The 11,728-nt window shown below is 70.6% G+C and carries 10 protein-coding genes; 5 read left to right on the top strand and 5 right to left on the bottom strand.

Features of this window, described 5'->3' with window-relative positions; all coding sequences use genetic code 11:
- Positions 1 to 28: 28 nt before the first annotated feature.
- The 5 genes from SALPAC6_RS0101830 to SALPAC6_RS0101810 form a co-directional block, all read right to left on the bottom strand.
- Positions 29 to 1,738, bottom strand: coding sequence for a putative bifunctional diguanylate cyclase/phosphodiesterase (locus SALPAC6_RS0101830; RefSeq protein ID WP_223874219.1), 1,710 nt, complete (start codon positions 1,736 to 1,738; stop codon positions 29 to 31).
- A gap of 40 nt (positions 1,739 to 1,778) precedes the next feature.
- Positions 1,779 to 2,588 (bottom strand): SAM-dependent methyltransferase, encoded by an 810-nt coding sequence (locus SALPAC6_RS0101825; protein ID WP_018251743.1) that lies wholly within the window; start codon positions 2,586 to 2,588, stop codon positions 1,779 to 1,781.
- Between the two features lie 132 nt (positions 2,589 to 2,720).
- Positions 2,721 to 3,386 (bottom strand): response regulator transcription factor, encoded by a 666-nt coding sequence (locus SALPAC6_RS0101820; protein ID WP_018251742.1) that lies wholly within the window; start codon positions 3,384 to 3,386, stop codon positions 2,721 to 2,723.
- Between the two features lie 7 nt (positions 3,387 to 3,393).
- Complete coding sequence (locus tag SALPAC6_RS0101815) at positions 3,394 to 5,085, bottom strand: sensor histidine kinase (protein ID WP_033666322.1); 1,692 nt, start codon at positions 5,083 to 5,085, stop codon at positions 3,394 to 3,396.
- Between the two features lie 14 nt (positions 5,086 to 5,099).
- Positions 5,100 to 6,899 carry an AMP-dependent synthetase/ligase gene (locus SALPAC6_RS0101810; protein ID WP_018251740.1) on the bottom strand — a complete coding sequence of 600 codons (1,800 nt, stop codon included), beginning with the start codon at positions 6,897 to 6,899 and terminating at the stop codon, positions 5,100 to 5,102.
- A gap of 126 nt (positions 6,900 to 7,025) precedes the next feature.
- On the opposite strand from SALPAC6_RS0101810, the gene SALPAC6_RS0101805 reads away from it, so the two are divergent.
- The 5 genes from SALPAC6_RS0101805 to SALPAC6_RS0101785 all read left to right on the top strand — a co-directional run bounded on the left by SALPAC6_RS0101805 (position 7,026) and on the right by SALPAC6_RS0101785 (position 11,721).
- Positions 7,026 to 7,469, top strand: a complete 444-nt coding sequence (locus SALPAC6_RS0101805) for an SRPBCC family protein (protein WP_018251739.1) — start codon at positions 7,026 to 7,028, stop codon at positions 7,467 to 7,469.
- A 42-nt stretch (positions 7,470 to 7,511) separates the two neighbouring features.
- Positions 7,512 to 8,135 carry a flagellar biosynthesis protein FlhF gene (locus SALPAC6_RS0101800; RefSeq protein ID WP_018251738.1) on the top strand — a complete coding sequence of 208 codons (624 nt, stop codon included), beginning with the start codon at positions 7,512 to 7,514 and terminating at the stop codon, positions 8,133 to 8,135.
- Between the two features lie 60 nt (positions 8,136 to 8,195).
- On the top strand, positions 8,196 to 9,152 hold the full coding sequence (locus SALPAC6_RS0101795) for an ROK family glucokinase (protein ID WP_188115226.1): 957 nt from the start codon (positions 8,196 to 8,198) through the stop codon (positions 9,150 to 9,152).
- Positions 9,153 to 9,446: 294 nt separating this feature from the next.
- Positions 9,447 to 10,853 (top strand): flavin-containing monooxygenase, encoded by a 1,407-nt coding sequence (locus SALPAC6_RS0101790; RefSeq protein WP_018251736.1) that lies wholly within the window; start codon positions 9,447 to 9,449, stop codon positions 10,851 to 10,853.
- A 52-nt stretch (positions 10,854 to 10,905) separates the two neighbouring features.
- A complete protein-coding gene (locus SALPAC6_RS0101785; RefSeq protein WP_018251735.1) occupies positions 10,906 to 11,721 on the top strand; it encodes an alpha/beta hydrolase in 816 nt (271 codons plus the stop codon).
- Positions 11,722 to 11,728: the final 7 nt, after the last annotated feature.

Here is an 11,728-nt window from a genome sequence, read left to right as displayed (position 1 = left end):
AACCCGGTTCAGCCCGGCCGGTGCTCGGTCAGGACAGTCGGGCCAGGATCCGGTCAGCAGGTTCTGGACGGCCGAAGTGCCAGCCCTGGCCGGCGTCGCAGCCGATGGCCCGCAACCGCTCGGCCTGCCCGGCCGTCTCCACCCCCTCGGCGGTGACGGTCAGGTCGAGTGCGTGGGCCAGCGAGACCAACGACGCGACGATCCGTTCGTCTGCCTGGGGCTCCTGGGCGCGCAGCCCGGCCACGAACTCCCCAGCCACCTTCAACTCGGTGACCGGTAGGTCGCGCAGGTACGCCAGGTTGCTGTAGCCGGTGCCGAAGTCGTCGATGGCGATGCGGACACCGAGGTCGGCGAGGCAGCGCAGCGCCCGCACCGGCTCCTCGGCAGGGCTCATCATGGCGCTCTCGGTGATCTCCAGCTGGAGACGTTCCGGTGGCAGCCCGGTGCACCGCAGTATGTTTCGGACCTCGTCTACCAGGCCCGGCCGGTGCACCTGCCGGACGGCCAGGTTGACGCTGACGAACGGCGTTCCGCCGGTCACCGACCAGCTGCCCGCCGCCCGGCAGGCTTCGGCGAGCACCCACCGACCGAGCGGGACGATCAATCCGGTCTCTTCGGCGAGGCCGATGAACCTGTCCGGGCGTAGGACGCCCAGCTCGGGATGCCGCCAGCGCACCAATGCCTCCACGCCCAGCAGACGGCCGTCGCGCAGGGAGGCAAGTGGTTGGTAGTCGAGGTAGAACTCGCCCCGGTCCAGTCCGGGCGGGATCGCCGCGGTCAGCGCCTGGCGGGTCAGCTCTTGGCGGTCGCGCTCGGCATCGTAGAGCGTCCAGCGACCGCCGCCGGCTGCCTTGGCCCAGTGCAGGGTGCAGTCAGCGGCCCGCATCAGCTCGTTCGCGGAGGCGCCCGCGACCTGCCGCTCCACGATGCCGATGCTGGTCCGCACCGTCACCTCCTGGCCCGCCACCGCGGCCGGTTCGTGTACGGCAGCCAGGGCCGCCTCTGCCACCGCGATCACGTCCCGGGTGCCACCGGTGCGTTCGATCAGGATGACGAACGCGTCGCCGCCGAGTCGGGCGACCAGATGCCCGGCGAGGGCCTGCCGCAGTCGGTTGGCCACCTCTGTGAGCACCCGGTCACCGGCCTGGTGTCCATGCAGGTCGTTGACCCGCTTGAACTGGTCCAGGTCGAGAAAGCAGAGGCCGACCCGGTCGGTGTCCCGCTGCGGCGCCTCCAGCACCGCGGTGAGCCGCTCGGTGAAGAGATTCCGGTTTGGCAGGTCGGTGAGCGCGTCGTGGGTGGCCTGGTGCCGAAAGCGGGCCTCACTGGCCCGGAGCGCCCGTTCGGCCTCCGTCCGCTGCGCCATCGCGGCCCGCCGGATCGACTCCTGCTCGTCCAGCGTGCGGTCGCGCAGTGCCCGGGTGTAGCCGGTGGTCACGGCGGCGAGCAACCGGGCCAGCCGGTCCGTAACGTCCTCGGCGACCAGGCCCAGATCGCGCACCAGGCGGAGCTGAACGACCTCAACCGTACGCCCGAGCGCCTCGGCGGAGGCGATGTGCGCGGCGACCAGCTCGGTGCCGACGCGCTGACCGGCTCGCAGGTCGAACGGCTCGGCGAGCAGGGCCGTCGCCAGCTGCCGGGCGAGGCGGTTGAGCAGCTTCTTGAGCTGTGCCTGGGTCATCGGCAGGTAGCTTGTTCCGGTGAGCGCGTTCGCCCATTCCTGAGTGAAGGCCGCCATGCCGGAGTTGGCGCCGCTCGGCTGAGTCGCGGTGGCTGGGCTAGCCACCGATCCGCCCCACGCCTCCGAGGAACGCCGACGCCTCGGCGTTCACACTGCTCTCCGGCGTCTCCGGACGCCACTGCGGAACCCACACCACCCCGGGCTCGGCCAGTTCGAAACCGTCGAAGAGCGTGGTCAGTTCGGACCGGTCGCGGAACCAGAGTGGACTGCCGGTGCGCCGATACACCGCCTCGGCGTCGCTCCGCTCGCTGTCCGGCCGCCCTTCGTCGCTGGCCTGCGAGAGCACCAGCCAGCTTCCGGGGGCGAGGGCATCGCGTAGGGTTCGCAGCAGCTCGGCGGGGCGGTCGTCGTCGGAGACGAAGTGCAGCACAGCGACGATGAGCACCGCGGTCGGCTGATTGAGGTCGAGCAGCCGACGGAGCTCGGGGTGGCCGAGGATCCGGTCGGGGCGCCGCAGGTCCTCCTGCACCACGGTTGCCTGATCGTTGTCAGCGAGAATCTCCTGGCTGTGTGCCACCGCCACCGGGTCGGTGTCGACGTACACGACCCGGGAGTCGGGCGCGACCTGCTGGACGATCTCGTGCACGTTGCCCACAGTGGGAATTCCGGAGCCGATGTCGAGGAACTGCCGGACCCCGGCATCAGCCAGGAAGTGCACCGCCCGGCGCAGGAAGGCGCGGTTTGCCTGGGCCATCAGCGGGGCCTCGGGAACGGCCGCGACCATGGCCTGTGCTGCTGCTCGGTCCGCCGCGAAGTTGTGGGAGCCACCGAGATAGTAGTCGTACATGCGGGCGACGCTGGGACGCTCGATGTCGATGTCGTCGGGTGCCCAGTCCGGCCGTCGCATGCCTCACCTCTTCGTGCGCACGGGGCCCGCCCCTGCAGACCAACCCTCTGCCGGGGGAGACCTTAGCGCGACATCGCGCCGGCCGACACTGTCGTCGATGAGAAGTTGTCTGCTCGTTAGCTGAGCGGCGGCTCAGAACTTGGGCGCGTCGGGGGCCTCGAGCAGGCCGAGCCGGAGTGCTGTCATCAATGCCTGGGCGCGATTGGCGGCCCCGAGCTTCTCGTACAGTTTGGAAATGTGAGTTTTGGCAGTGGACTCACTGACGAAGAGCTGTTTGGCGATGCCGGCCACGCTCATCCCATCGGCGAGCAGGCGTAGCACCTGCCCCTCGCGTGGGGAGAGCTGCGGCCCGGACGGGGCCAGCCGGCGCTTCATCGCCTCGGCCAGGTCGGCGGCGGTGAAGGCGCTGGGCGAGGAGGCGGCGTGCCGGGCTGCGGCGACCACCTCATCCGCCGGGGCGGTCTTCGGAACGAAGGCGCTCGCGCCCGCCTCGAGCGCGCCGAAGAGCTGGTCGTCACCCGCGTACATGGTCAGCACGACGATGCCCATCGTGGTGCTGGACTTGCGCAGGGCGCGGGTGGCCTCGAGGCCACTGCCGTCGGGCAGTCGCAGATCCATAATGACCACGTCTGGCTGGAGGGCGCCGGCTTGGCGGACCCCCTCGGCCGCGGTGGCAGCCTCGCCGACGACCTCGAACTGCCGGTCGCGCTCGAAGGCATGCCGCAGCCCTTTGCGAATCAGGTCGTGATCGTCCACAAGGAGGACCTTGGTGCGAGTGGCCGGTGTCGGTGTGGTCATCCTCGGGTTACTCCCCTTCTGCTGTGGTACTGCCACGCACGTTATCGCGCTGGGGTGACGAACCAACAACCACGGCCACCGTTGTGCCGCTTGGCTGCCGCGGCCGGATCTCCAGTCGACCTCGGATACGTTCCGCCCTCTCGGCCATGATCGCAAGGCCATAGTGCCCGTCCGTACGCTGGTCGGAGATCCCGTGGCCGTCATCCGACACCTCGATCTGGGCGTACGGCGGGTCCACCGCGCAGGTGACCCAGAGGTTCGAGGCGCCGGCGTGCTTGCGGGCGTTGGCCACCGCCTCCTGGGCGATCCGCAGCAGCTCGGCCTCGGTGGCGGCGGGCAGTCGCGCGGTCGACTCGTCCAGCGACAGGTGTACCCGCAGGCCGCCGGAGACCCCGACCGTGCGCGCGTACTCGGCGATGGCGGCGGCGAGGCCGCCGTGCCGGTCCACCTCGCTGCGCAGCTCGAAGAGGCTGAGCCGCAGTTCGGTGATGACCCGGGTGACCTCCTGACGGAGCCCCCGCAGCGACTCAGCGGTCTCCTCGGTGTCCTCGTGCACCGTGGCCAGGGCGTTGTCGATGCCGTAGCCGACCATCACCAGCTCCTGAGCCACCCCGTCGTGGATCTCCCGGGCGAGTCGTTGCCGCTCCTCGTTGGTGGCCAGGGAGCGCACCTCGTCGAAGAGCAGGGCCGCCTCCAGACGTAGCGCGGCGGGGGAGGTCAGCCCGGTCGCCCGGGCCACGACCGCGGGCGGGTACGCGTGCGCGACATCCGCCTCCAGCACCACCAACCCGACCGTGCGCACCCCGGCGACCAGCGGCACGATCAGCGCGGAGACCTCTCCGCTGACGGGTGAGCGGGCTTGCGAGTGCGCGGCGGTCTGTGGCTGCTGGCTGGCCCACGCGTCGGCGATCGCCGAGTCCGCATCCAGTGTGGTCTCCCAGTCCACCCGGTCGGTACCGCACTGGGCCAGGACCACCAGTCGTCCACCACCGCTGGCGGACAGGACGGCTGCCCGGTCTGCCCGCGTCAGCGTCCGCAGCTCCTCCAGCAGGTGCTCGGAGATGCCCCCCGGATCCAGTGTGGCTCCAGGTAGCTGTCGAGCTACTGTGCGTAGCTGGGTGAGGAGGCGAGTTGCCTCCGCGTATGGCTGGGGCTTGCTGTCGCTGCGCGCCTGGATCACTCGGTGCAGGGTTCGCGCGGCATAGAGCCCGAGGCCGGAGAGGGTCAGCCACTGGGCGCTGACCGCCAGGTAGCCGACCTGGAAGAGCTGCCGCTGGCCGTCAACCTCGGTCAGCGCCCCGGCCAGCAGCAGGGTGAGACCGATGATCGCCAGCAGTCCTGCGCCCTCGCGGAAGCGTCGGCGCAGGGCGGTGATGGTGACCGGGACGGTCAGGTACGGCAGCACCGCGGACGCGCCCAGCCCGGCGTTCTGCACGCCGATCGTCGCCATCGAGGCGACGTGGCTGGCGGCGAGTCCCAGCACCATCACCTCGGCGCCCCGGCTCAGCGGCCCGAGCCGGTCGTGTGTCGGCGCGAGCAGTGCCGGCAGGCCCGCCGCCGCCAGGAGCGCGATCCACCACAGTTGGGCGAGGTCGTGCGTGGCGAGCAGGCTCAGTACCGCCACCAGGGCCAGCATCACCACGCGCGCGGCGGCGGCGAGGGGGTGCGGTCGGGGCGGTCTCGGAGTGGAGGCGGGCACGGGACGGATGGTAGTCAGCTTCGGTAGATATTAGCGATTTCCGTAGCGTACGACTTGTGCACGATTTGTCGTTTGACTTTGAGGGACGGCGTCAGTTCGCCGGTCGTCTCGGTGAAGTCGCGGGGAAGGATTCGGAAGACTCTGATGCCCTCGGCCCTGGACACGGCGCGGTTGGCCGTGTCAACCGCGGACTGGATCTCGGACCGCAGCCCCGCATGTTCGCGTAGCTGCTCAACCGAGGTGGTCGCGGGCAGACCGGCCTCCGCCAGCCATGCTGGCAGCGCCTCCTCATCCACGGTGATCAGCGCCGCGACAAAGGGCTGCCGGTCGCCGATTACCACGCACTGGCTGACCAGTGGGTGCGCTCGGACCTGATCCTCAAGGACCGCCGGAGCGACGTTCTTGCCGCTCGCGGTCACGATGATCTCCTTCTTCCGGCCGGTGATCCGCAGGTAGCCGTCGCTGTCGAGCTGGCCCAGATCGCCGGTGTGGAACCAGCCGTCGCTGGTGAGCACATCCGCGCTGGCGGCCTCGTTGCGCCAGTAGCCCTTGAAGACCAGCTCTCCGGCGATGAGGACTTCGCCGTCGTCGTCGATCCGGATGGTCACTCCGGGCAGCGGGCGGCCGACACTGCCGATCCGGATGGCGTCGGGCAGGTTGACGGAGGCGGCGGGGGAGGTCTCGGTCAGCCCGTACCCCTCGTAGATGGTCACCCCCACGCCGCGGAAGAAGTGCCCGAGCCGCGCGCCGAGGGGCGCGCCGCCGGAGATCGCGTCGCTGCACCGTCCGCCGAGCGCGGCCCGCAACTTACGGTAGACCAGTCGGTCGAAGAGCGCGTGCTGCACCCGGAGCGCCAAACCGGGCCCGGTCGTGGTCTCCAGCGCCTCGCTGTACGCGATGGCGACGGCCTCGGCGCGGGCGAAGATTCGGCCCTTGCCGGCCGCCTCTGCCTTCTGCTTGGCGCTGTTGTAGACCTTCTCGAAGACCCGGGGGACGGAGAGCACGAACGTGGGGCGAACCGTCTGCAACCGGGGGAGCAGGTCGCTGGTGTCCGGGCAGTGGGCCATCGTGGCGCGCGCCTGCACCACACCGACCTGGATCAGCCGGGCGAAGGCGTGTGCGAGCGGCAGGAACAGCAGCGTGGAGGCGCCCGGGCCGAACAGGTTGGGCAATACCGGCACGGCGTTGGCCACGTCGGCGAACATGCTGCGGTGGGTCAGCATGCACCCCTTCGGGCGTCCGGTGGTACCGCTGGTGTAGACGATGGTGGCGAGGTCGTCGGCGCGTACGGCGGCGCGCCGCTGCTCGATCTCGGCCGGGTCAACCGACTCGCCGGCGGTGACCAACTCGTCTATCGCGCCGCTGTCGATCTGCCACACGTTCGCCAGCTCGGGCACCTGGTCCCGGACGCCGGCTACCAGCGCGGCGTGCGTGTCCGTCTCCACCAGGATGGCGACCGCCCCCGAGTCGGACAGGATCCAGGCGGCCTGCTCGGCACTGGAGGTTTCGTAGATCGGCACGGTGATCGCGCCGGCGGCCCAGATCGCGTAGTCGAACAGCGTCCACTCGTACCGGGTGCGGCTCATCAGCCCGACCCGGTCGCCGGGCTGTACCCCGGCCGCGACCAGGCCGCGCGCCACCGCGACCACCTCGTTGCGGAACTGGCGGCAGGTAACGTCGACCGAGGCGTTGTCGGCACCCACACGGATGAACTGCACCACGTCTGGGGCGACCTCAGCGTTTTCCCAGACCGGATCGGTTAGATTTGCCGAGTCGCCGACAGTGACGATCGGTGGGACGGAGAACTCGCGCACCTGCACTCTCCTCGTGTTCACGCTGGCCGGGCAGGCCGCCCTCGCGGTCGGCTCTGTCGCAACCTACCCGTCCAACGCGGTGGGTGGTGCAGACAGGTTCGTCACACGGCCGGGTAGCCTCCCCCCATGGCGGACTCCTCCATTCAGTCGATCACGATCGGTGCGGCACCGGAAAGAGTGGCGGCAGTCATCTGTGACCTGCCCCGCTACCCCGAATGGACCGACGCGTTGCGCCAGGTGGAGGTGCTCGAGGAGGACGCCGACGGTCACGCCCGTCAGGTGCGGTTCACCCTCGACGCCGGCGTTCTGGTGGACGAGTATGTGCTGGTCTACGAGTACGCAGACGACCTCAGCCGGATCGGGTGGCACCTGGCGGCGCCCTCCCGAATGCAGCGCACCCAGCGCGGTTCGTACGACCTGGTGGGCAACGCCGATGGCACGACCACGGTGACCTACACACTGGAGGTCGAGCTGTCGGTCGGGATGCTTGGGATGTTTCGCCGTAAGGCCGAGAGAATGATCATGGAAGCCGCGTTGAAGCAGCTCAAGCGCCGGGTAGAAAGCATCTGACGGGCCGCAGTGACGCGGCCGTTTTCGGTAGAGGAGCCGACCATGGGGGCAACGGATCCGGGTTCGGCCCGGGAAGAGGCGGAACGACTGGTCGCGACCCTGTTGGCCGCGGCGCGGCTCTCCGCGGCCGGCGCGGAGGGTGGCACCTCGTGGGGTCCGCTCGGTGAGGTCGTCTCGAGTGCTTTCGGCCATGCGGGGAGCTCGACCGGTGCCGGTCTGTCGACCGGAACGGCGGAGTGCTGCATCTGCCCGCTCTGTCGGGCGATTGTCGCCTTACGGGACCCGAGTCCGGAATTCGCCGAGCGGCTCGCGACCGGAGCCGGTGATCTCGCTGCCGGAGTGGCGAGCCTGCTCCGGGCATTCGCCTCGGCGCAGCCGGCCCCCACCTCAGCGGCGGACCCCACCGCGGAACCCGCGGCACCGCAACGGCCAACCCCGGTGTGGCAGGCAGCCACCCGAAGCAGGCATGATTCTTCGTCGGCGTCCGAGGGGGATGTCTGGTCCGCTGCGACTCGGGCGGAGGAGGCCCCCGTCCCGGCCGCCGCACCGCCCGTCAACGTCGCCGGGTCGGCCGCGACAGACAAAGCACCGGCGACGGCTGACCGTCCCGTGGTGCCCGCCGCTCGGGCACCCGGCGACATGGGCGAGAGCGCCCGAGGGGCCTGACCCAGCGCCCCCGACCCGACCGGCGCAACGCCTCCGGGCCGGGCAGTACAGCAGAGGGGAGTGGCAGCGGTGACGCTGACCATCGGAGTGGACGTCGGTGGCACGAAGGTCGCAGCCGGCGTCGTGGACGACACGGGCACGGTGCTCGTGCAGACCCGACGGGACACTCCCGCGGATGACGTCGGCAAGACCTGCGACGTCATCGTCGAGGTGATCCGAGAACTGGCCGAGGGCCGGGCGATCGAGGGGGTCGGCATCGGCGCGGCCGGCTGGATCGACGCTAGTCGTTCAACTGTGCTCTTCGCCCCGAACCTCGCCTGGCGGGACGAGCCGCTGCGCGACTTCGTCAACGGAGCCACCAACCTGCCGGTGATCGTGGAGAACGACGCCAACGTGGCCGCCTGGGCGGAGTTCCGTTACGGCGCGGCCCGCGATGCCGAGGACTCGATGGTCATGTTCACCATCGGCACCGGGGTTGGCGGCGGCATCGTGCTCGGCGGCGAGTTGGTGCGTGGCGCGCACGGCATCGCTGCCGAGCTGGGACACATGCTCGCCGTGCCGGACGGGCACCAGTGTGGCTGTGGCCGGCTGGGCTGCATCGAGCAGTACGCCAGCGGGAGCGCCCTGGTGCGGTTCGCCCGCGCCGCAGCCCGCCAGGAACCGCACCGCGCTTCCACCCTGCTGGCGGCTGCCGGTGGCGACGTGGACGCGACCACCGGCCGGATGATCACCGCCGCGGCGCAGGAGGGCGACCCGGTCTCCACCGAGGCTTTCGCCCAGGTCGGCCACTGGCTCGGCAGTGGCCTCGCCGACCTGGCGCAGATCCTGGACCCGCAGGTGTTGGTGGTCGGCGGTGGCGTCGTCGAAGCCGGTGACCTGCTGCTGGGACCGGCCCGGTCCGCCTTCACCGAGGCGCTCGCGCAGCGGGGCCGGCTGCCGGTGGCGCAGATCTGTCCCGCCAAGCTCGGCAACAACGCCGGTCTCATCGGCGCTGCCGACCTCGCCCGGCAGATTTAGGACGAGGGCCGGCACCGCCGTCGACTCAGCACCGCCGCGGGTCCGGTCGTACACCAATCCCGGTCAGCGGGGCGACGCGGCGTCGCGGGTGGGTGGTCATCCGTGTCACGGTGTCGGACCGGGCGAGTCGGGCGGCTGCGGCGGCAGGTCGCACCTTCCGGTCCCGGCCGCCCGGCTACTGCCCCCGCCCGACTGGCCGCCGGGCGGCCGGGCGGCCGGGCTGGACATTGGGCATCCGATGTGGGCAGGATGCTGCGCGACCCGGCATCCGTGCGCACCTAAGGAGATGCCTCGGTGACCACCTCCATCGATCACGGCCGGCCCGACCCGGAGCCGAGCACCCTCGACCGGAACTGTGCCGGCCGCTCCGTCTCCGACCGCGGTGAGACTGTCTGCGTGATCGGGGCGGGCCCGAGCGGGCTGACCGCGATCAAGAATGTGACCGAGCACGGGTTCGGTGTCGACTGCTACGAGCGGGAGACCGGAGTCGGTGGGGTGTGGAACTGGCGGCACGACCGGAGCCCGGTCTACGCCAGCACGCACCTGATCTCGTCGCGTCCGCTGACCCAGTTCCCCGACTTCCCGATGCCGGACGACTGGCCAGACTACCCGCATCACCGCCAGCTGCTGTCCTACCTCGAGCGGTACGCGGACCATTTCGACCTGCGCCGGCACGTCTGGTTCGGCACGGAGGTGGTGCGGGTCGAGCCGGTTGACGGCGACCGGTGGGACGTCACGACCCGCAGCACCGGCGGCTATGGCCCGGAACGGACCTCCCGGTACGCCGCGGTTGTGGTCGCCAACGGCCACAACTGGTCGTCGAAGCTGCCCGACTACGAGGGCCTTGCCGAGTTCCGCGGCGATGTCATGCACGCCTCGGCCTACCAGGACCCGGCGCAGTTGCGGGGCAGGCGGGTGCTGGTGGTCGGCGCCGGCAACACCGGCTGCGACATCGCTGCCGAGGCAGCCCAGCAGGCCGCCCACTGCTGGCACTCCACGCGCCGTGGCTACTGGTATGCGCCGAAATATCTCCTCGGCCGTCCGGCCGACCAGCTCAACGACCTGCTGCTGGCGCTGCGGTTGCCCCGGCGGCTCCGCCAGTGGCTCTTGCACCGCCTCCTCCGGCTGAGTGTGGGAGATCTGACCCGTTTCGGTCTGCCGCAGCCCGACCACCGGATGCTGGAGACGCATCCGATCGTGAACAGCCAACTCGTCTACTATCTGAGCCATGGCCGGGTCACTCCGGTGCCGGACGCCGTCCGCTTCCACCCGGACTCCGTCGAGTTGGCGGATGGCCGGCAGATCGATCCGGAGCTGGTCGTGTTCGCCACCGGCTACCTGCCCCGGTTCGAGTTTCTCGACCCGAAGATCCTTGGCGACGATGGCATGACCGGGCGTCCGGCGCTGTGGCTCAACGCCTTTGTGCCGAATCACCCGACCCTCGCCGTGGCCGGCCTGGTGCAGCCGGATTCCGGCATCTTCCCGCTGTCCCACTGGCAGACCGTGCTCTTCGCCCGGTTGCTGCGACTGCGGGAGACCCGGCCCAGCAAGGCGGCAGCCTTCGCCGCCACGGTGAGCGCGCGGGCGGGAGAGCGCTACGCGGGGCCGGTCAAGGAGAGCAGCCGACACTGGTTCGAGGTCGGTCACGCCGACTACCTGCGCGTCCTGCAGCGCGCCCTGCACGACCTGGAGGCCAAGTGAGTGCGAGGAGTGAGCTTGCGAGCCCCGCAGTCGCGAGCGGAGGGTTTACCCAGTGAACCAGCAGGTACGGGTCATCCGGGGGTGGGAGTGGGCTCGACCGGTCCGTCCGGTTCGGCGCGAGGTGCTCGAGGCCGTCCCCGCGCTGGATGAGGGCCGACCGCCGCTGTTGTTCGTCCCTGGCTTCGGTCACGGCGCCTGGGCGTTCGCCGAGCACTGGTTGGGGCACACCGTCGAGCGAGGCTTCTCCGGGTACGCGTTGAGCCTGCGTGGGCAGTCTGGCAGTGGACCAGCACCGGAGGCCACGCTGCGGGCGTACGTCCACGACGTGGTGCAGGTGGCCTCGGGGCTGCCCCGCCGGGCGGTGCTGGTCGGGCATGGCGCCGGGGCGTTGGTGGTTGCGCACGCCCTGGCCCGCTACCCGGCCCGCGCCGCTGCGTTGGTGGCCCCGGTCTTGGGTGGTTGGGCAACGGCGTTCACGGCGCTGCGCCACAACCCCCTGGGTACGCTGCCCGCGCTCGTTGGCGGCCGGCTGCGGTGCAACCATGCCCAGTTGTTCGGTCCGGAACTGCCCCGTGATGAGGCGCGGCGGCACCTGTCTCGGCTGGGCCGCCCCGCCCGACGTGCCCAGTGGCAGCTGTTGTTCGGGCGGGAGCCCGAGCCGGCTGTGGGCGATCCACCGGTGTTGGTGCTGGGTAGCCCGGAGGACCGGGTGGTACCGCGCTCAGCGCTCACCCGGGCTGCCCGACGGTACGCCTCGGCCCCGCTGCTCTTCCCCGGCATGGGCCACGACCTGATGCTGGACGCCGGGTGGTGGGAACCGATCGACGCGATTCTCGACTGGTTGGAGAAGGAGCCGTCCGGCGGTTGAGCCCGGG

Source organism: Salinispora mooreana (genome assembly GCF_000379065.1).
Lineage (GTDB): Bacteria > Actinomycetota > Actinomycetes > Mycobacteriales > Micromonosporaceae > Micromonospora > Micromonospora mooreana.
Note: the sequence above shows the minus strand (reverse complement) of the source record. Positions and strands in the feature narration are given on the sequence as shown.